This is a genomic window from Marinobacter litoralis (assembly GCF_003336705.1).
GTDB classification, from domain to species: Bacteria; Pseudomonadota; Gammaproteobacteria; order Pseudomonadales; family Oleiphilaceae; genus Marinobacter; species Marinobacter litoralis.
Map to the genome: position 1 here is coordinate 801537 of NZ_QMDL01000003.1, position 20776 is coordinate 822312.

General features: G+C 56.1%; 19 protein-coding genes. 11 read left to right on the plus strand and 8 right to left on the minus strand.

Annotated features, from left to right (window positions below; all coding sequences use genetic code 11):
- Positions 1-185: 185 nt before the first annotated feature.
- Positions 186-3926 carry a DUF1631 family protein gene (locus DOQ08_RS13320; RefSeq protein WP_114335435.1) on the plus strand — a complete coding sequence of 1247 codons (3741 nt, stop codon included), beginning with the start codon at positions 186-188 and terminating at the stop codon, positions 3924-3926.
- Between the two features lie 22 nt (positions 3927-3948).
- Complete coding sequence (locus DOQ08_RS13325) at positions 3949-4815, plus strand: phosphoribulokinase (RefSeq protein ID WP_114335436.1); 867 nt, start codon at positions 3949-3951, stop codon at positions 4813-4815.
- Positions 4816-4848: 33 nt separating this feature from the next.
- On the opposite strand, the gene speD is transcribed toward DOQ08_RS13325, so the two are convergent.
- Together speD and DOQ08_RS13335 are read right to left on the minus strand one after the other, a co-directional pair.
- The gene (speD, locus tag DOQ08_RS13330; protein WP_114335437.1) at positions 4849-5640 is read right to left on the minus strand and encodes an adenosylmethionine decarboxylase; all 792 of its coding nucleotides are present in this window, start codon (positions 5638-5640) and stop codon (positions 4849-4851) included.
- A 231-nt stretch (positions 5641-5871) separates the two neighbouring features.
- Entirely contained in the window at positions 5872-6294 is a 423-nt protein-coding gene (locus DOQ08_RS13335; protein ID WP_114335438.1) for an OsmC family protein, read from the minus strand.
- Between the two features lie 207 nt (positions 6295-6501).
- Between DOQ08_RS13335 and crp the strand changes: the two genes are divergently transcribed.
- The gene (gene crp, locus DOQ08_RS13340) at positions 6502-7143 is read left to right on the plus strand and encodes a cAMP-activated global transcriptional regulator CRP (RefSeq protein ID WP_114335439.1); all 642 of its coding nucleotides are present in this window, start codon (positions 6502-6504) and stop codon (positions 7141-7143) included.
- A 57-nt stretch (positions 7144-7200) separates the two neighbouring features.
- On the opposite strand, the gene modC is transcribed toward crp, so the two are convergent.
- The 6 genes from modC to DOQ08_RS13370 all read right to left on the minus strand — a co-directional run bounded on the left by modC (position 7201) and on the right by DOQ08_RS13370 (position 12431).
- Positions 7201-8283 (minus strand): molybdenum ABC transporter ATP-binding protein, encoded by a 1083-nt coding sequence (gene modC / locus DOQ08_RS13345; RefSeq protein ID WP_114335440.1) that lies wholly within the window; start codon positions 8281-8283, stop codon positions 7201-7203.
- A complete protein-coding gene (gene modB, locus DOQ08_RS13350) occupies positions 8280-8957 on the minus strand; it encodes a molybdate ABC transporter permease subunit (RefSeq protein WP_114335441.1) in 678 nt (225 codons plus the stop codon). The genes modC and modB overlap by 4 nt, the downstream gene beginning before the upstream one ends.
- Positions 8958-8987: 30 nt before the next feature.
- Positions 8988-9779, minus strand: a complete 792-nt coding sequence (gene modA / locus DOQ08_RS13355) for a molybdate ABC transporter substrate-binding protein (protein WP_114335442.1) — start codon at positions 9777-9779, stop codon at positions 8988-8990.
- Positions 9713-10645 (minus strand): alpha/beta hydrolase, encoded by a 933-nt coding sequence (locus DOQ08_RS13360; protein ID WP_114335443.1) that lies wholly within the window; start codon positions 10643-10645, stop codon positions 9713-9715. Before DOQ08_RS13360 ends, modA begins: the two co-directional genes overlap by 67 nt.
- A complete protein-coding gene (locus tag DOQ08_RS13365) occupies positions 10611-11585 on the minus strand; it encodes a sterol desaturase family protein (protein WP_114335517.1) in 975 nt (324 codons plus the stop codon). The genes DOQ08_RS13360 and DOQ08_RS13365 overlap by 35 nt, the downstream gene beginning before the upstream one ends.
- Positions 11586-11693: 108 nt before the next feature.
- Positions 11694-12431, minus strand: coding sequence for a glutathione S-transferase family protein (locus DOQ08_RS13370; protein WP_114335444.1), 738 nt, complete (start codon positions 12429-12431; stop codon positions 11694-11696).
- A 177-nt stretch (positions 12432-12608) separates the two neighbouring features.
- On the opposite strand from DOQ08_RS13370, the gene DOQ08_RS13375 reads away from it, so the two are divergent.
- The 8 genes from DOQ08_RS13375 to DOQ08_RS13410 all read left to right on the plus strand — a co-directional run bounded on the left by DOQ08_RS13375 (position 12609) and on the right by DOQ08_RS13410 (position 20771).
- Entirely contained in the window at positions 12609-13586 is a 978-nt protein-coding gene (locus DOQ08_RS13375; RefSeq protein WP_114335445.1) for an META domain-containing protein, read from the plus strand.
- Positions 13587-13604: 18 nt separating this feature from the next.
- Complete coding sequence (locus DOQ08_RS13380; RefSeq protein ID WP_114335446.1) at positions 13605-14222, plus strand: glutathione S-transferase family protein; 618 nt, start codon at positions 13605-13607, stop codon at positions 14220-14222.
- Positions 14223-14261: 39 nt separating this feature from the next.
- Complete coding sequence (locus DOQ08_RS13385) at positions 14262-14876, plus strand: DUF4202 domain-containing protein (RefSeq protein WP_114335447.1); 615 nt, start codon at positions 14262-14264, stop codon at positions 14874-14876.
- A gap of 69 nt (positions 14877-14945) precedes the next feature.
- The gene (locus DOQ08_RS13390) at positions 14946-15650 is read left to right on the plus strand and encodes a response regulator transcription factor (RefSeq protein ID WP_114335448.1); all 705 of its coding nucleotides are present in this window, start codon (positions 14946-14948) and stop codon (positions 15648-15650) included.
- Positions 15651-15773: 123 nt separating this feature from the next.
- Positions 15774-17741 (plus strand): TonB-dependent receptor domain-containing protein, encoded by a 1968-nt coding sequence (locus tag DOQ08_RS13395; RefSeq protein ID WP_114335449.1) that lies wholly within the window; start codon positions 15774-15776, stop codon positions 17739-17741.
- Positions 17742-17749: 8 nt separating this feature from the next.
- Positions 17750-18898, plus strand: a complete 1149-nt coding sequence (locus DOQ08_RS13400) for an ABC transporter substrate-binding protein (protein WP_114335450.1) — start codon at positions 17750-17752, stop codon at positions 18896-18898.
- Positions 18895-19989 (plus strand): FecCD family ABC transporter permease, encoded by a 1095-nt coding sequence (locus tag DOQ08_RS13405; RefSeq protein ID WP_114335451.1) that lies wholly within the window; start codon positions 18895-18897, stop codon positions 19987-19989. The genes DOQ08_RS13400 and DOQ08_RS13405 overlap by 4 nt, the downstream gene beginning before the upstream one ends.
- The gene (locus DOQ08_RS13410) at positions 19986-20771 is read left to right on the plus strand and encodes an ABC transporter ATP-binding protein (RefSeq protein WP_114335452.1); all 786 of its coding nucleotides are present in this window, start codon (positions 19986-19988) and stop codon (positions 20769-20771) included. The genes DOQ08_RS13405 and DOQ08_RS13410 overlap by 4 nt, the downstream gene beginning before the upstream one ends.
- The last annotated feature ends 5 nt before the right edge of the window (positions 20772-20776 follow it).

Sequence of the window (20776 nt, forward strand, 5' to 3'; positions counted from 1 at the left end):
CATCATGTTATGGTGAAGTGAAGGTTCGCATTCGATATTCTGTCGTTGTGCGTGCAGAGTTGTAGAGTATTTCTTCAACCACTTTAACCGATTTTTCGTGGGTGGTACGTTCCACCTGAACAGGGACATATACCGGGTGTCTAACCCCCGGTGGCGGAACCGGCTTAACCACTGGTCAATTATTGATGGATCCGAGAGAACGTCGCAGTAGCCCCCGACAGCCAATCAAACTCGCTGCCCAAATCGATGTGGGTAGCGGTGAGTCATTACCCTGCCAAATCGCAGACTTCTGTGCCGAAGGCCTTTACATCCGTTATTCGGGCCAGACCTCCCTGAAGCTTGGGCGTGTGTTTGAACAGGCGGAACCTAAAGACGTTGTTGTGCGCTTTCGTGGCTTGGATAGCAACGTCCATCATGAGCTGCACGTTCGCCCTGCACGGCGAATCGAGCGTGCTATGGGTGTTTCTTTTGTCCGGTCGAATCCGGAGGCCATAGAGGCCCTAATACGGCTGTGTGGCAGTGGCGATAATCAAAGCCGATCATCACTACAGGCGCCCAGCGATAGAGTTCAGTTTGTACTGCATCAATGTGCCCGGGTAATCACCCAATTCATTGAGCCGCTGATGGACGCCTGTTTTGTAAACACCGCAGACGCGTTAAAAACAGCGGCTCAGAAAGCGTCAAGCGATCAGTTGGCCAATGAATACATGGATGCGGCGGGGCAACTCGAAGGTCGCCAGCGCATCTTGTGGCACCACATGGCCCGCAGTCTGGAGTCGCCCCTGAAGCCCGAGCAAAAAGGAGCACCGGGGGCGCTATTGTCCGTTGTCGATAAGGACGAATTCGAAGATTGGCTTGCGGTTAAGGTCATGGTCACCCGGGCTGACACCTTGTACCGGGGTGACCTGCTCGAACTGAAACTGCGATTGGATCACCTGGGCATATCTAACCGGACCGGCCATCATAATCCGCTCGGCCCGGCGCTGGTTTGCGAAGCCTTTCACCATGCGCTGATGCAGCTGAAGGTGAGCCGCGATGTGGAAAAGGTTTGTTTGAAAGTTTTTGAGCAAGCGGTGATTCGCCAGTTGGCCCCGCTGTATCGTGAGCTGAACAACATTCTTATCAGGCACGGTGTGCTGCCGGACCTCGACCTGACGAAATACCTCAGTGAACAAGCCGCAGAGCAGGTTACGCCGAAAACTCCGGAGTCCAAACCGAAGCGTAAAAAAGAGGATGAGGCGACAGACCCATCGGCAACTCGGCCAGAAGAGAAAACCGGGTCGAAAGCTTCGGGTGAGTTCAGAGGGTATTCCAAGTATGCGCATAATGCGTTTGCAACGGTACGAAACCTTTTGTCATCCCTGAAAATGAGTCGCTCTGCGGAGGATGTTCCAGCATCAGAAACGTTCGAGCCGGGTGCCCGGCCGTTGACCAGCAGTGAACTGAGCCAGGAACTGCAAGAGCTACAGATACAGGCCGCTGATCTCAACGAGCCCGATGTTCCGCTTAAAGAACGGGTTGTGGCGAAAGTAAAAGGCAGTGGTGAAAATGCGCGCCTGAGCGAAGACAGTGAAGACGCTCTGGACGTGGTGGATCGGTTCTTCCGCAGTGTCACCGAAAGCCCCAAACTAAGCCGTTTTGCTCAAGATAAAATGCGCCAGCTGCAGGTGCCGGTGCTGAAAGTGGTGATGCGCGATCCCAGCTTCTTTGAGGACCATTCCAGCCCGGTGCGGAGTGTCATGAACCGGCTGGCACAGATTGGCGTGAAGGGCGCTCGCCCAAATCCAGTGGTGCAACGCAAGGTAGATGAGTTGGTGCAACGCATAGCGACCGACTTTGATCAGGACACGGTGATTTTTGACGAAGCCGTCGAGGAACTCGACACTCTGATCGAGCGCCAGAACCTGGCCTACCGTCGCAACGTAGAGCGTGTGACCGCAGCGGCACAGGGCTCTCAGAAAGTTGCTGAATCCAAAGCTGCGGTGGCCGCCGCGCTGGATGCAAAGCTGGGTGGCCGTAAGGTGCCCAAGGCCGTTGTGAGCTTGTTGGACGGCGGTTGGCGTGATCTCTTGTCTCTGACCTGGATACGGCAGGGGGAAGAAGGCCAGCTCTGGCAGGATTATCTGGCGGTGATTGATTCGTTAATGGCTTATGCCGAAAGCCCCGGTAACAGCAGTAATTTGCCGGAACTTCTGCGCTTGATTCAGGACGGTTTGGCATCGATTTCCAGCAACCGAACCCCGTCATCCCAGATACGGGATGAGCTGAAGCAACTGATGGTCCGGCAGCCTGGCGAGCCTCTCGATTTGGTTGAGATGCCGAAGGCTCAGTCTGACAAGCCTGCTAAGTCGGATGCCGACGAGCGGGAAATAAAAAGCCTTCAACGCTGGATCAATCGTGCCCAGCAACTGCAGGTTGGGGATTGGTTCAAAGACCAAAGTAAATCGGATGATCTGCATTACATTCGACTGGTTTGGGTTGCGGACAACTTCTCCCGCTTTGTGTTCGTGAATCATCAGGGTATGCGTGTGGTCGAACTGGATGTGACCGTTTTGGCGAGAAAAATGCGCGAAGGTGCCCTGATTCCGGACAGCCAGTACGAAAAACCGTTGGTGGATGAAAGCATTGATCGCATGGTGCGGAATGTATACGACCAACTGTCTTGGGTTTCGACCCACGATGACCTGACACATTTGTTGAACCGTCGTGAATTCGAGCGACTGCTAGAGCATCAGCTCACGCAACATGAAGACACTCACACACTGCTGCATCTGGACCTTAAAGGTTTCCGGCTGCTGAGCGACGTGGCGGGCCACAAAGCGGCCGATGAAACTTTGAAACAAGTGGCCGACATACTGTGCAAGCATGCTGATGACGGCATGCCGGTGTCGCGGGTTGAAGGCACAGAATTTGCGATGCTGGTGCCGGATGACAAGGCAGACGCAGTGGCCCGGTCGCTGGTCAGTAGCATCGAGGCGGCGGAATACCGTTTTGATGGTAAAACTTATGAATTAACCGCCAACGTGGGCATTGTGCCGACAGTCCCCGCTGTGACCTCAGCCGAACGTTGGCTGAGAACGTCTGAACAGGTGTTGTCTGTCGCTCGCCGTGGAGGTGCAGGGCACGTTTCTGTTTACAATCAGGATAGCGAAGATCAGGCGCGACAAGAGCAGATAGCGGCTCGTGTTGCAAACCTTGGGGACCCGGCCGATGACCGGATGTTGCTGCGGTGCCAGAAGATCATTCCGCTGCATCCAGAAGCCCGAATGTCGGCCGCCCAGTATGAAATTCTGATCAGCATGTACGATGACAGTGGTGAGTTGGTTACCGGCCGCGATCTTGTTCGTATGGCAGAACGCTATGACCGAATGCAGGCGGTAGACCGTTGGGTTGTGGGCCATATGCTGGATTGGCTGCAGGAGAAAAAGCCCGATGCCCGGGACGTTGGTGGTATCTGCATTAATTTGTCAGGCCATTCGTTGAACGACCAGGCTTTGCTGGAATTTATTTACGAAAAACTCAGCGAAAAAGACGCCCCCATCGAACGCCTTTGGTTTGAGTTGACCGAAGCCTCGGCCATCCACGACATACAGGCCGTTGCCCGGTTTATCGGAGAAATGAAAGAGCTCGGGTGCCGGTTCTGCTTGGGCAACTTTGGAACCGGTCCGAACTCTTATGACTTCATGCGCACGCTGCCGATCGATCTGATTAAAATTGACAGTGCGTTTACTCATCAGCTGGCGACCAACGCCACTGATCAGGCTATGGTCAAATCGATGGTCGATATGGCGCATTTCATGGATCGGGAAGTCGTGGCAACACAAGTTGAAACGCGTGAGGTTCTGGATAAGCTGACGCAGTTGGGTGTGGACTATGCGCAGGGCTTTGTTATCGAAAAACCCAAACTACTCAACAGTTTGATCTGACCCTCAGGAAATCTGTTTTTTTATGTCTAAGCGCCACCCGATCATCGCGGTGACCGGCTCCTCCGGAGCGGGCACCAGTACCACCGGTCAGATTTTTGCGCGGCTGTTTGCCCGAGAGGGCATCAATGCCGCGATGGTCAGCGGTGACAGTTTTCATCGTTATACCCGTGAACAGATGGCGCGCCTGGCCGCGAAAGGCCAGTTTGGTGAGCGCAACCATTTCGCGCTTGCGGCCAACCACATCGACCGGCTCGAAGCCCTAATGTATGACTACAGCCACACCGGCAATGGCCGATGCCGTCAGTACGTTCATGACGAAGATCATGACCTGATTGCGGCTGGCCATAAGCCGGGCACCTTCACGCCCTGGAGTTCATTGCCGGCGGATACCGATGTGCTGTTTTACGAGGGGCTGCACGGCGGTGTGGTGAGCGAAAACTTCAATTTGGTGCAGTATGTGGATTTGCTGATCGGTGTGGTACCGATCGTAAACCTGGAATGGATTCAGAAGATTAACCGGGATACGAACAAGCGTGGTTATAGCCCGGAAGCGGTTGTGGAAACCATCATTAACCGTATGGATGACTACGTAAAAGACATTGTGCCGCAGTTCTCCCATACCCACATCAACTTTCAGCGCGTGCCGTTAGTGGATACGTCGAACCCGTTCATTGCCCGGGACGTGCCGAGTGAAGATGAAAGCATGATCGTGATTCACTTTCGTGAAGTCACGGATGTAGACTTCAGCTGGCTGCTGCAGGCGATCCCGCAAAGCCGTTTGTCCCGGCACGATACCCTGGTGATTCCCGGCACAAAAATGCCTTTGGCTATGGATTTGATTGTGCGCCCCATGGTTCAGAGGCTTATGGCGGGCAAGGCATTTGCCTGAGAGGCAGCTGAGAATAGCTGCCTCTCAATGCGATTATTCCACGTTACGGGAATAGAATATTTCCAGCATCTCCCGGCGCAGCCGGTCTTCGATGGACTTGGCTTCAGCAGGATCAAGCTCTTTCGCGTTTGTGCCAAACACGTAATTGTCGAGGTTGAAATCCTTCAACATCATCTTGGTGTGGAACAGGTTCTCCTGATACACGTTCACGTCGATCATCTGATAGGCGTTCTGGGTGTCTTCAGTGAGATAGTTCTGAATCGAGTTGATGTCGTGGTCAATGTAGTGCTTGGTGCCATCAATGTCGCGGGTGAAACCGCGTACCCGGTAATCTACGGTGACCACGTCGGAATCAAAGCTGTGGATCAGGTAGTTCAATACCTTCAGCGGTGAAATCAAGCCACAGGTCGATACGTCGATATCTGCACGGAACGTGCTGACGCCATCGTGAGGGTGGCTCTCCGGGTAGGTGTGAACCGTCACGTGACTCTTGTCCAGGTGCGCCACGATAGTGTCTGGCAGCGGGCCCGGTGATTCGTCGTAATTCTCTTCGCAGTCTTCCACGTCATGCTCGGCGATCAGCATGGTGACCGATGCGCCGTGAGGCTCGTAATCCTGACGGGCGATGTTAAGAATGTTCGCGCCAATGATCTTAACAACGTCAGACAAAATCTGGGTCAGCCGCTCGGCGTTATACATCTCGTCGATGTAGTCGATATAAGCTTCACGTTGCTCGTTGGTCTGCGCGTAACAGATGTCGTAGATGTTGAAGCTCAGGGATTTGGTCAGATTGTTAAAACCGTGCAGTTGGAGTTTTGATTCCATGCTCAGCCCCTCCGTTGATTGGAGATGAATGGTGACAGGGTGAGTTGACTCCCCTACCGAGGCCGCCACCGACTACTGACCCGGTGAACATGTTGTTCACCTTTTGCGCAGACCGGCGGAGAAAGGTGCGTATTATGCATACCACCTATGCCAATGGATAGTGTTTGCAGAGACTTTTTTTCACTACCCGAAAATGCCCCGCAAAGCTGCGGCTCGCGGGGCTTTAACAACTTATTCCGCGGCTCGAATTTCGAAGCTGTGGGTGATTTCCACACCGGCTGCGCCGAGCATAATAGACGCCGAACAATACTTGTCAGCCGACAGGCTAACGGCCCGTTCTACCTGCTTTTCTTTCAGGTTACGGCCGGTCACCACAAAATGCAGATGAATCTTGGTGAACACAGCCGGTACGGCATCGGCCCGCTCGGCTTCCAGTTCGGCGTGGCACGCGGTGACGTCTTGCCGACTTTTTTGCAGAATAGACATGACATCAAAGGAAGAACAACCGCCAACACCCATGAGCAGCATTTCCATGGGCCGCGGCCCCAGATTCTGCCCGCCGAGATCGGGTGGTCCGTCCATCTGAACACTGTGGCCGGTGCCGCTGGTGGCTTTAAAACTGACATTGCCCGTCCAGTCTATGGTTGCTTTCATGTGAGGTTCTCCCATGTTGAATCGGTGATGAGAACGGATGCTAGCACAGACTTTCGAAAACCCGCGCCTTTGCATTCGAGTTGCCCCGGCGCAGCCATCTTGTTATAAGTTGCGTGGTTAAATAGAAAAACCCGTAACCTGCAGGGAAAAGCGGGGATATAACAAAGATCAGGATCGGCATTACGCTGAGGAGGCACGTCTCGCATTATGGCTACTATCATCAAGCCGGTTGAGCAGAAAACCAAACATCTGGATTACTTTCTATCCCAATGCCATCGCCGGCGTTACCCAGCCAAAAGCACCATCATTTATGCGGGCGATAAAAGTGACTCTCTCTTCTACATCGTTAAAGGGTCGGTTACCGTCATAATTGAGGACGATGATGGCCGCGAAATGATCATGGCTTACCTGAATACCGGCGACTTTTTCGGTGAGATGGGCCTGTTCGATAACATGGATTCGCGCAGCGCTTGGGTCAAAGCCAAAACCGAATGCGAAGTGGCTGAAATCAGCTACACCAAATTCCGTGAAATTGCCCAGCAGGATCCTCGGGTTCTGTATTTCATCGGCGAGCAGATGGCGTCTCGCTTGCGCCAGACTACCCGTAAAGTGGGCGACCTGGCCTTCCTGGACGTAACCGGTCGGGTTGCGCGCACGCTGTTGGATTTGTGCAAAGAGCCGGATGCCATGACCCACCCGGACGGCATGCAGATTAAGATCACTCGTCAGGAAATCGGCCGCATTGTCGGTTGCTCCCGCGAGATGGTGGGCCGGGTACTGAAAACCCTGGAAGAGCAGGGGCTTGTACAGGTCAAAGGGAAAACCATGGTGGTTTACGGCACACGCTGATAGCCAATAGAAACACCACCAGAAAGCCGCTGTAACGCAGCGGCTTTTTTGTGCGTGTTAGTCTGCCAGAGCCACCGATTTGATCTGCATCCAAACCTGCCCCCCGAGCGTTAGCTGGAGTCGATGCACGGAGCGTGACGTCAAACGGGCGAGAAACGGAGTGCCGCCAGCCAGCAAGCGAACCAGGCTGATGCCCGGCACCACTTCTCGGGCAATGTGATCGACCGTTGCCGGCAGCAGGTTTTGAATGCTTTGGTCTTTGTGTTCATGCAAGGAAATACTGACGTCGCGGGCTAATACCTGAACGCGTACCGACATGCCGGAGCTCAGGTGGTCGTGATGGCGAAGCCAGAGCTCGCCGCCATCGAACACCACTTTGCACAATGTCCAGCGGTCATCCACTTCCGCTATTTCCCCATTAAGAATCACACCAGCGTCTTCTTCCAGCCGGAACGGGTGATCCGTTCGCGCCAGCGTCTCCTGAAGCGGCCCTTGGGCAACCACTTGCCCCCGTTCCATCATCACAATGTGGTCGGCCAATCTCGCCACCTCGGCGGTGGAGTGGGAAACATAGAGCACCGGTATTGCTAGCGTGTCTCGCAAGCGTTCCAGGTAGGGCAAAATGTCCTGTTTGCTTTGCTGATCCAGCGCTGACAAAGGCTCGTCCATCAGCAGCAAGCGAGGGCTGGTCAGCAGTGCTCTTCCGATGGCTACACGCTGGCGCTCGCCTCCGGAAAGCCGGGCTGGCATACGGTCCAGCAGCGGTGTCAGGCCAAGCCAGTCGTAGACTTGTTCCGGGGTAATCTTACGTTGCTCGGCGGGCACCCGGCGGTAGCCGTACAGCAGGTTTTTTCGAACCGACAGGTGCGGAAACAAACTGGTTTCCTGAAACACGTAGGCCAGAGGCCTTTGGTGCACTGGCCAGCTGTGGCTGGCGGTTTGCCAGAGTTCGTCGAGCACCGAAAGATGGCCTTTGGCAGTCTGCAAACCGGCAATGCATCGCAACAGGGTGGTTTTGCCGCACCCGGAGTGGCCAAAGATGGCGGTAATGCCAGAGCCGGGCAGGTTGAGGTCAACATCCAGCCCGAACTTATCGAAATGGCACTGAAATCGGGCCTGAATGCGCTCCGAATGGCTCATCGAACCACTCCGGGCTGAAAGCGTCCGTTCAGCGTATACAAAGAGACCAGAACCACAAAAGAGAACGCCAGCATGCCGGCAGAAAGCCAATGCGCTTGAGTGTATTCGAGCGCTTCCACGTGATCGAAAATGGCCACCGACAACACCTTGGTTTCACCGGGAATGCTGCCACCAATCATCAGGATGACGCCGAATTCGCCGATGGTGTGGGCGAAACTCAGCACCGCAGCGGTCAGAAAGCCCGGGCGCGCTAACGGAATCGCAATGGATACGAAGCGGTCCCAGGCAGAAGCTCGCAGTGTAGCCGCGGCTTCCAACAGGTTTTCGTTCAGGCTCAAAAAAGCATTTTGTAAGGGTTGAACGGTAAACGGCAGTGAGTAAATCACCGAGGCCACGACCAAACCTTCAAAGGTAAACGGCAATAGCCCCAGACCAAGGCTTTCGGTCAGTTGGCCGATGGCACCGTCGGGGCCCATCAAAATCAGTAAATAAAAGCCCAGCACCGTTGGGGGTAACACCAGCGGCAATGCCACTATTGCGGCGATGGGTTGGCGCAGCCAGTGTTGGGTGCGGGCCAGCCACCAGGCAATGGGGGTGCCGATAATCAGTAGCAGTAAGGTGGTGATGCCTGCCAGTTTCAATGTCAGCCAAACGGCCTGCCATTCCGGGCTCATGAAATCTCCGCCAGTTCATGGGGTGGACTGTTACGGGGTATCGTACCCGTCTTCACGAATGATCGCCTGTGCTTTAGCACCTTTCAGAAACTCCAGCCAAGCCTGAGCCGCAGCGTTGTTCGCTCCGCGGTTCAACAAAATGGCGTGTTGGCTAAGGGGTTGATGCAGTGTTTTTGGCACCAGCCACGCCGAGTCTTTGTTTCCCTTCCAGGCTCGCACCTGAGCTTGAGCCACAAAGCCGGCGTGCGCATTGCCGGTGGCGACAAACTGAAACGTCTGAGCAATAGAATCACCACTCACCAGTTTCGGCTTGAGTGAATCGGCAAGCCCCAGATTCTCGAGCACTTCGATGGCGGCGATGCCGTAGGGCGCGGTTTTGGGGTTGCCGATCGCCAAGCGTTCGGGCTCGCCCTGCAGATACTGCAGGCCATCGCGGAATAGATCCGGATTGCGACTCCAGAGCACCAGCCGACCCTCTGCGTAGGGGAACTGTGAACCGGCGACGGCCACGCTGTGTTCGGCCAACAGGCGAGGGCGCTCAGCATCGGCAGCCAGGAAGACATCGTAGGGCGCGCCGTGCCGGATCTGGGCGTAGAGCTTGCCGGTAGAGCCATAACTGGCTTGAACCTGATGCCCGGTTTGCTGCTCGAAGAGCGAAATCAGCTTCGTCATAGTGCCGGTAAAGTTAGCGGCCACGGCCACCGTGGCTTGCTCGGCCCGGGCCTGCCCGGCGGCCAAAAACAAGCAGGCCGTGATCAGGCCGACAAAGGCTCGGCGCACGCAGGTTGAGCGGTAGGAATACACGTTAGCAGGTGTTGCCATACATCCTCGGCGTTGAGTTCGTTCAGCATCTCGTGGCGGCCGCCATCGAACAGCCGGAAGGTCACCTTCTGAATGCCGGCTTCGCGGATCGTTTGAAAATGCTGGCGGATACCTTTGCCCATTTCACCCACGGGGTCTTCGCTGCCGGAAAACAGATGCACCGGTAAATCTTTGCGCCATACCATCGGGTTGATGGTGAGCATGCCGCCGAGGAAATCATGCCACAGCCCGGTGCTGCATTCGAATCCGCACAGCGGATCGGCCAGGTATTGATCCACTTGCTGTTCATCCCGGCTTAGCCAGTCGCAGTCGGTCCGGTTGGGTCGGAACATGCGGTTGAACTTGCCAAAGGTCAGGTTGGCAATCAGCTTGCTTTGGTGGCGTTTGCCGCGAACCAGCTTGATCAGCCCGATCAGTGACCGCGAGGGTATCAGCTCCGCTTTGTTGATGCGGTTGGAGGCACTCAGTATCAGAGCATCAATCGAAGAACCCTGTTGCTGCGCATAACTTTGGGCAATGAAAGAGCCCATGCTATGGCCCAGCACGCTCAGCGGCAGGTTAGGGAAGGTGGCTCGGGCATGGTTGACGACCAAGCCAAGATCGCCAATTACTTTGGCCCAACCCTGATGGTCGGCATAGTGGCCCAGATCGCTTGGGGCACAATCGGGGCCGTGGCCCCGATGATGGTAGCTGATCACTGCGATCTGATGTTCCCCCAGCCACTGCGCAAGCCCGGCATAGCGGTTGCCGTGCTCGGCCATACCATGGCTGATCACCAGGCAAGCAAGGGGCGCTTCAGGCTGGAACAGAGTGCCGGTAATCCGGTGGCCGTCAGCGGTGGTCAGGTTCAGAGTGTGTTGGTTCATAAGCGTTAGCCGGTTCCTGTGCAACCGGGCGTTGCCACTCCGGCGGTTTCCACAAATGTTTTAAACGAGAGCTTAGACTGCCGGGTTTGGCCATGTCGCGGAACATATCCACATATTCGTGAGTCCACAGTACCAGCAGATTGTTCGAATGTACTTGGCGGGGAATACCGTAAGTCGGCGGCAGATCGTCACTTTCGGGCACGAAACTGTTGAACAGACGATCCCAAATGATCAGCACCCCACCATAGTTACGATCAATGTACTGTCGGTTTCGCCCGTGGTGGGCACGGTGATGGCTGGGCGTGTTGAACACAAATTCCACGGCTTCCGGCAGGCGATGGATCAAGGTGGTGTGGATAAAAAACTGATACACCAGCGACAGCGCGTAGGCCACGCCGATCCACACCGGATTAAAGCCCAGCAAGGCCATGGGCAGGTAGAACGCCCAGTTGCCGTTGAAAATATTGGTCGCGCTCTGGCGCATGGCAGTGGAAAAGTTCAGGCGTTCGGATGAGTGGTGAACCACATGGGCGGCCCAGAACCAGCGAATGCGGTGGCTGGAACGATGCATCCAGTAGTAACAGAAGTCCACGCCGATGAAGGTCAGTACCGCCGTAAGGGCGTTCAGCTCGATGTCGAACAGGCGATAGTGGTAACACAGCGCATACACCGGAAAGGCAATAATCCCGGCAAACAGCAGCTCAGTGGTTTGATAACCCGCGCCTAACATGAAATTGCGGATCGCTTCGGGAACATCCATCAGCTTAGGATCGTGGCGGATTTTCAGATATTCCCAAACCGCTACGGCAATAAAGACCGGGGTGGCGATCACAAAAATCAGTTGCCGCTCATCCAGGGCCAGCCAAGGGGCCAGCGTCTCCCAAAGCGCGAGCAGTCCGCTGTTTTCAAGCACCGAGTGCATCATATCGATCAGAGCCATAACAAAACCCATGCTGGTTATTGTTCAGGCTTTATCATGGCATGCACTCGGATATTTCCGATGTCCTATAGCGTCATTGTGAGTGGCGCTTTGCGACAGGCCCTGCGGTTATCGGTTGTTACGGTACATCTCTTCAACGGGTGCCACGATGTCCTGCCACTCGGCCAAAACTGCCTGAACCGGCTTTGGAATTTTCGCGGGCTTAGGCCAGGGCACCGGGTACTGCTCCGGCTGGAACAACGGTGCCAGCAAGGCACCAGCGGTCAGGTCCGCGCGGGAGAATTGATCGCCGGCAAGGTAGGGCTGTTTGCCATACACCTCGGCCAACTCGGTGAGCAGGGCTTCAAGAGTCTGCTGGGAGGCATCCGCGGTGGTTTGATTGATCTTCATCCACTTGCGCATGATGTCATCAACCCGGCTGAAGGCCAGGCTGAGCATGATCTTGTTATAAAACGGAGTGCCGGCAGCCAGAAGCGGGATCACCACCTTCGGGCGCTGCAGGAAGTAATGGTAGATCCAGGTGCGAATGGCCGGGCCGGCCAGGTTGTCCAGCTTCTTCTCCCAAGCCAACGCCTCTTGCCGAGCTTTCGGGGATTCGGGCGTCAGGGGCCGTTCCGGGAAGGTTTCATCAAGGTAGTCCAGAATAGCGGACGAGCCTTGAACAATGTGCCCGTTGTGATCCAGTACCGGCACCGACGATTCGGCTTTGGTCAACTGCTTGATGGTTTTAACGTGCTGGCCGGGCAGCAAATTCACCGTCTGATAGTTGATGCCTTTGTAATCCAGCGCCCAGCGTATCTTTTCGGCGTAATGAGAAATGCAAAACTGATAGAGTTTAATAGCCATGAGAACGCTTCCGTAAAATGTTTGGCCAAGATTACCCGTACTTTGAGCCAATTCCCATGGCAGGAAAGGCAACTGCGGAAGTTGGCCTGCCAGCCAACTGACACGATGGCCATGGTGAAAAACCGCGGGAATCACTAAACTAGCTTGCTACAGTCTGTCATGCCAGAGGATGTCTTTATGTTGTTACGTCGCGCCCTTTCTGTTTCTGCCGTCGTTGCGGCAGGTATAGCGGTATCAGCGTGTGCCACTAAACCCGAAGTGAAAAGTTTATCGGACTACGGGGTTTATCAGTGTGGCCAGTTAGACCTGAAGGTGGCCGGAGTGGAAGAAAGCGGGCTTCTTGGCATCGAATACCTGAACCGACGTGTGCTGCTGAAACCGTCTCCGACCGATGAAGGCGCACTATACGTTGCGCCGGGCGACACCCAGACTCGATTCTGGGCTAAAGGCGAGCGTGCCACGTTCACTCTGAAAGGTAATGCCTTGCCCGAGTGCCTGGAGCCGGGCGCAATAGAATCCTCGTTTAAGGCCATGGGCACAGAGCCTAACTGGTCGGCTGAAATCGAAAACAACCGAATGGACCTGACCTTGCCCTACGATGGCGAGGTTTTGGAAGGCGTGTGGTTGCGTGAGAGCGTTGCTAACCGTCACGGGCGTGTTTACGAAGGCAAGGTCGATGAGCGCGAAATAGAAGTGTCAGTGGCGCATCAGCTGTGTGAAAACCCCATGTCCGGTGCCCAGTATCCGGCGCAAGTACGGCTGACGGTGGATGGCAATACGTTCGAAGGGTGTGGTGGCGACCGCGAGCGGCTATTCCAGGGCGCAGAATGGGTCGTGGATGATCTGGCCGGCGACGGCATCATTGATCGTTCCATGATGACCATCCGTTTCCATGATGAAAACCGTATCAGTGGCCGCGCTTCTTGTAACCGCTACATGGGCAGCTATTCTCTGACCGGAGAGAACCTGACGTTCGGTCAGATGGGCAGCACCATGATGGCGTGCCACGATTCTTTGATGAATCAGGAGCGCAAGTTCCTGACCCTGATGTCTGAAGTGGTTTCCGGCCATATTGGTCGTCACGGAGAATTGTTGCTGAAAACGCAGTCCGGTGACACCATCAAGGCCTTCAAGTCGGATATCGAAAACCCCTAAACCGAAGGTAACAACAACATGAAAATCTTCGAAACAAAAAGTGCACCGAACCCGCGTCGCGTTCGTATCTTTATGGCTGAAAAAGGCCTGCTGGATAAGGCTGAGTTCGTCCAGGTAGACATCGAAAAAGGTGAAAACCTGACACCGGAATTCAAAGCGCGGAACCCGATGAAAAAAGTCCCGGTGATGGAACTGGACGACGGCAGCTGCTTGGCAGAAACCATGGCCATCTGTCGCTACTTCGAAGAAAGTTATCCCGACACGCCGAAGCTGCTGGGTGAAACGGCGCTGGAAAAAGCTCAGGTGGAGCAGTGGCTACGTTGGATTGAACTGTACTTCTTCATGCCCACCGGCATGTGCTTTCAGCACACCACTGGGTACTTCAAAGATCGCATGAACCCGATCAAGGAATGGGGTGAAGAGTGCGGGCTGGGTGTGGAAAAGTTCATGCACTTCCTGAACAAGCACCTCGAAGGCAAAGAGTACATCTGCTGCGATAAATTTACCGCGGCCGACATCAACGCCTTTACCACCGTTGCTTTTGCTCGTGTGGTGAATATTCGCCCCAAGCCGGAACAAACCAACCTGCAAGCCTGGTACGACCGCATCAAGGCGCGGCCATCTTCGCAGGCATAAGTGATCAGCGGCTGCATCCGCTTGCTACAAGGAACTGACATGACGCAAAACACCAAACTGACGCTGGCCCTCGAGGCCATTGATCGGGCGAATCGGGCCGATCCCAACAGGGAACAGGTTGAAGGCGAGAGCCTGCCCAAGGAATACGCCTATAGCCTGCACATGACGCGTTGGTTGTTTGCGCTGGAGGCAGAGCCTTCCGAGCGGATGCAGATTGCCTGTCGCGCCCAGCACATTGAGCGCTGGACCATCCCGAGAAGTGATTTCGGGGAAGGCCGGAAGAATTACTACCAGTGGCGTCAGGCCTGCGGGCGGATGCACGGTCGGCGCGCGGCAGAAATCATGGCCGAGTGTGGTTATCCACAGGATGAATGCGAGCGGGTAGAAACCATCCTTACCAAGCGGGAATTGCGCAATGACCCGGACACCCAGCTACTGGAAGACGTGGCTTGCATCGTGTTTCTGGAGCGTTACTTCGCGCAGTTCTACGAAGAAAATCCGGATTACGACAAAGAGAAATGGCTCACCATTGTGCGTCGCACCTGGGCCAAAATGACCCCGAGGGGTCATGAGGCTGCGCTGCAGCTGGCGGGTAATCTGCCGCCCCACCTGTTGGCCTTGCTGCAAGAGGCCCTGTCCGAAACGGGCGAATAATTACGACACTTGAGGCAGGTGTACTTGCTGCGTATGATATTCATTATCATTTAATATTGGATATCAATAATGGCTGCGCCTGCCAACAACACCCCGAAGATTCTGATCGCTGAAGACGACCCTCACTTGAGTGAACAGCTGGCTACCCAGCTGACCTCCCGTGGGTATTCCGTGCTGCAAAGCCATCAAGGCGATCACGCGTTGGTGGCTGCACTGGGGCAGCGGCTGGATATGATCCTGCTGGATGTGCTTCTGCCCATCATGAATGGCTTTGAAGTGCTGCAAAGGCTTCGCAAAACCTGCCAGACACCGGTCATGATGCTGACCAACGATGGCTCTGAAGACGAGCGCATTCGAGGTTATCAACAGGGCGCAGACGACTGTTTGCCCAAACCGTTCAATTTCACGGAATTGTTTCTGAGAATTGAAGCTCTGCTGCGGCGCACTCGGGGTGCTCTCGATCACCGCGCCGAACCACCCATCCTCTCCGTGGGCGAACTGCAGTTAGACCGCCAAACCATGCAGGTGCTTTACCAGCAGCGCCCGGTCAGCCTGACCCCCATTCAGTTTCGTTTGCTCTGGATCTTGGTGCTGCACCAACGAGAACCCCTGAGCAAACCCTACCTCTATCAAGTGGTGCTCGAAAAAGAGTTCAGCCGATACGACCGCAGTCTGGATATGCACCTGAGCCGCATTCGCCGCAAGCTGATAGAAGCCGGCGTGGCTGGCGATCGGCTGCAAACGGTTCACGGCAAAGGCTATTGCTTCCTGTAAGTCAGCTTACGGCATTGGCTCACGGTAAAGATGTAACAAATGTAAAACCGGTTCCCTTAGCGACACAAGTTATCGAGAATGCATGCCAAATACGAATGGTTATCATAATGGAGTATGGTCGTTATGGCAGTTTCAACCCCGGTTGCACAGCCCAAACAATTTCGCCGCAGTGCTCTCTGGCTGGCTTTATTAGCCGCGCCGCTGGCTCACGCTGAGCCCGTCACACTGGATCCTATTCAGGTCACCGCTGAGCGCGTGGCAGACGCAGACACAGTGGTAGACGCACAAGCTCTTGAGCGGTATCAGGCCGACGATCTTGAAGATGTGTTCGCCGGCGAACCGGAAGTGAGTGTCGGTGGTTCAGTGGGTGTGGCCCAGAAAGTCTACGTGCGTGGTTTTGAAGATCCGTTGTTGAACGTGAGTGTGGACGGGGCTACGCAGGCTGGCGTGTTGTTCCACCACACGGGGCGTATCGCCGTAGATCCGGATCTGCTGAAGCGTGTCGAAGTAGACACGGGTGCCGGTAAAGCCACGGCGGGCGCGGGCGCGCTGGGCGGTGCCATTCGCTTCGTGACCAAAGATCCCGAAGATCTGTTGCGTGAGGGCGAAGACGTAGGCGCATTGGTGAAATTAGGCTCTTTCTCGAACACCAAAGGCTACAGCGTGAACACCACGATTTTCGGACGCCTGAACGACCAGTGGAGCACCTTGGTGTCGGTCAGCCAGAGCGACCACGAGCGCTATGAAGATGGCAACGGCGATGAAGTCCCGGGCACCGATGCTCGCCAGCAAATGGGCATGGCGAAATTGGTGGGGCATTTTGGCAACGGCCAAACCCTGCGCCTCAGCCACGAAGTGCGCACCGATGAAGGCGAGCGCCCGCAGCGTCCGCAGTGGGTTGTGAGCGGTTTTAACAAACTCTACGACCTGGACGGCCGCCGGGACACCACTACATTGAACTACGCGGTCGCGCCGGAAGGGAATCCCTGGCTGGATGCTGAATTCACCTTGTATCAGACTGAATCAGAAGTAGAGCAGAACGTAGAAGATCGTTGGGGGCGCTACTACGGCTTCAGCCGCAGCATCGGTGGTGACCTGCGCAATACCAGCAAACTCGGCGATCACAGCCTGACCTACGGCGTTGATTACCGGGAAGACAAGGTCAATGCCGGCGGCGAAACCGATAAGCGTGCTGAAGAGGAAACCGGCGATGTGCTCGGCGTGTATCTGCAGGCGGATCTGTGGCTCACCCAGCAACTGCTGCTCAGCACCGGTGCCCGTTACGACGACTACAACCTGCGCGATAACAACGACCAAAAGTTCAGTGAAGATGCCGTCAGCCCCAACGCCAGCCTCGCTTGGCACGTGCTGGATGGCCTGACTTTGAAAGCCGGCTACGCAGAAGCCTTCCGTGGCCCCATGCCCCATGATGCCTTCAAGATTGATCGCGGCCAGAACGACCCGGATTTGAAAGGCGAGAAGGCGAAGAACACGGAAGTCGGCTTCGATTACGTCTATCAGAACTTCAGCCTGTCAGCGGAGGTGTACCGTTCCGAGGTTAAAGATGCCATCGCGGACGCATTGTTCGGACCGGCCATTTACGAGAACATCGGTGATCTGGAATCCGACGGCTACCGCATCTCCGCGGGCTATCAGTGGAACGCTCTGAGCGCAGGCTTGAGCTTCCACAGTAACGATGCCGAAGTGGATGGCCAGCCACTGACCGTTTACGAACATAACCTGCTCGGCAACACCATCGGTGACACTTGGGTGGCCGATCTGGCTTACCGCTGGAATCGCAATCTCGAGTTTGGCTGGCAGGGCCAGTTTGTGCAGGGCATTGATAACCTGGAAACCTCAGTGGGCACCATCGACAAACCGGGCTACGGCGTGCACGACCTGTTCGTGAACTGGCTACCTACCGGCAACGAAGATCTGCGTCTGACTCTGGCAGTCAAGAATGTGGGCGACAACCAGTACCTCGACCACGCCAGCAACGCCGATTATGAGCATCTTGCCGGCTACGAAGGAGTGGTTGGATTACCCGCACCGGGCCGTGATATCCGCCTCGGCTTGGCCATGCGTTTCTGAGGCCGCTGATGTTACGCACCCGAGTTCTAGCCGCCCTTTTGGGCGGCCTTTTCTGTTTGTGGGCCGACGTTTCGTTGGCGGCCCGCACGGTTACCGATCTGGCCGGCCGTTCGGTTGAGCTTCCCGATGAGGTCAACCGCATTGTGCTGGGCGAAAGTCGCTACATTCCGGCCCTCGCTATTTTGGAGGGTGAGGCCTTGCCGGACCGTTTGGCCGGCATGCTGCCCGATTTCGAGATGACCGATCCGGGCGGGTACGCCCAGTATCTGGAAGCTTTCCCTGAGCTGGCGGATGTGCCGCGTGTCGGCCACACCTCCGCCGACAGTTTCAGTTTGGAAAGCGTGCTGGCCATGGGAGCCGATCTCGCCATCTTCAGTCTGGAAGGCCACGGCCCCGGCGCTCATAACGGCCAGTTGATCGACCAGCTGCAACGGGCAGGCATCGCCGTGGTGTTCATTGATTTCCGGCAGAACCCGCTGGTGAACACGCCGAAAAGCATGGCTCTGTTGGGCGAAGTCTTAGGCCGGCAAGCGCAGGCCAAAACCTTCAACCAGTTCTACCGCCAACAGCTGATGAAGGTGACCGACGTGATTGAGCAGATTCCGGAGCCAAACAAGCCCACGGTATTCCTGCACAGCCGGTTGGGCCTTCACGACAGCTGCTGTGAAACCATGGTCGAAGGCATGATGGGGCATTTCCTCCAAGCCGCTGGCGCGCGCAACATTGCTAAGGGCAAGGTGCCGGGTGTCAGTGGTGTGCTGAACCTCGAATACCTGATCAGCAACCCGCCGGATTACTATGTGGCCACGGCCATCGGCTCCCGTAAGTACGCCCGCTCGGATGCGAACTACAGCTACGTGATGCTTGGTGCCGGTATCGACGCAGACATGGCCCGAGCGTCACTGACGCAGGCCACCAACCGGCCCGGGTTACGTGCGGTAAAGCCCATTCGTGAAGGCCGGGCCATGGCCATCTGGCACCACTTCTACAACACCCCCATGAACGTGGTTGCGGTTCAGGCGCTGGCCCGATGGTTTCACCCGAATGCCTTTGCCGATCTGAATCCGGAGGCGACGCTGGCGGAATTCTACCAGCGATTTCAGCCGGTCGGGTTGGATGGGGTTTATTGGATCAGTACTGAGGAGGCGCCCGAATGAGTGCGGCGTTCCCCTCGTCAAACAGCGCTGTGGATAACTCAGTCCCGGGAACCTCATTGGCCACCCAATACCGCCGTTTTGTCTTGCGCCGGGTGTTGTGTCTGGCGGCTCTGGCGGTAACCGCTGTGATCGCCTTGCTGGTGGACATCGCCAGCGGGCCGTCCATGCTGGGCCTGGGCGATGTGATCCACGGTTTGCTGAACCCGGACAGTCTTGATGCCGGCACCCGGGTCATCATTGAAGACATCCGTTTGCCCTATGCCCTGATGGCCGTGGTGGTGGGCGCTTGCTTGGGCCTCGCCGGGGCCGAGATGCAAACCGTGCTGAACAACCCGCTGGCCAGCCCGTTCACCTTAGGTGTGGGCGCGGCGGCTACGCTTGGTGCGTCGCTGGTGATTGCCTTCAATATTTCCTTTCTTGGGCTGGCGGCCCATATTTTGTTGCCGTTGTCGGCATTTGTGTTTGCGGCCGTGGCATCGCTGTTGATTCTGATTCTGTCGCGCTCTCTGGGCGCCTCGGTGCATGCAGTAGTGTTGTTCGGCATTGCTCTGCTGTTTGGTATTAACGCCGTGGTGGGGTTGATTCAGTTTGTTGCAGATGCCGAATCGGTCCAGCAGATCGTGTTCTGGACCATGGGCAGTCTGGCTCGGGCGAGCATGGATAAAGTCTTGATTGTTGCGCTTGTGCTGGCGGTCTGTGTGCCGTTTTCACTGCGCAATGCTTGGGCTATGACCCTTCTACGCAGTGGAGAAGAGCAGGCGCGCAGTTTGGGTATTCGCGTTGAACGGCTGCGTCTGACCGTGCTCATGCGGGTCAGCCTGTTGACCGCCGCAGCCATGTGTTTTGTCGGCGAAATCGGTTTCATCGGCTTGGTGGCCCCGCACATTGCCCGGTTGATGCTGGGCGAAGATCACCGCTTCCTGCTTCCGGGCAGTGCGCTGGCCGGGGCGGTGTTGCTGTCGTTGTCTTCCATCGCCAGCAAAATGCTGGTGCCGGGTGTGGTGCTGCCGGTGGGCATAGTGACTGCGCTGGTGGGTATTCCCCTGTTCATTCTGCTGATTATTGGCCGCAGCCGGAGGGTCGCGTTGTGACATTGAAATTGCAATCCGTAACCGCCGGCTACCGAAACCGGGCCGTGTTTAACAACCTGTCGCTGCCGGAAATACCAGCAGGTGCTTTGGTGGCGGTGATCGGTCCAAACGCGGTGGGTAAATCCACTCTGCTGAAATCCATCGCCGGGTTGCTGCCAATTTCCGGTGACATGACCTTTGCCGGAGAAAACCTGGCGGCGTTGACCTCGTACCAGCGCACCCGCCGCATCGGTTATCTGCCTCAGCCCTTGCCTCAGGCCATTCCTTTGGTGGCCTACGAAACCGTGTTCAGCGCCTGCCGTTCCGCTCGGGGTGACTGGAGTCGTGAACAGACCGAGCAGGCTATTGAAAACGTGTTTGACACGCTGGGCATTCGCCAGCTCGCCTTGCGGCGTTTGTCGGAAATGTCCGGTGGTCAGCGGCAAATGGTGGGGCTGGCTCAAGTCTTGGTTCGCCAGACCCCGCTGATGCTGCTGGATGAACCCACCAGCGCGCTGGATTTGCACTGGCAACTGAACGTTTTGAACGCCGTGCGCGATGCCACCACCGAAGCTAAGTCGGTTGCTCTGGTGGCTTGCCATGACCTCAACCTGGCCCTGCGCTATTGCGATCAGGTTCTGGTGTTATCGCCCGGTGGCCAAGCTGTGCTCGGCGCGCCAGAACAGGTGTTAACGCCGGAGTTGCTGGCGCACACCTACGGCATTGAAGCCCGTATTGAGCGCTGCTCGCAGGGTCAACCCATTGTGCTGGCGGACCGCCCGTTGCCCGCCAGTGTTCGCTGAACTCA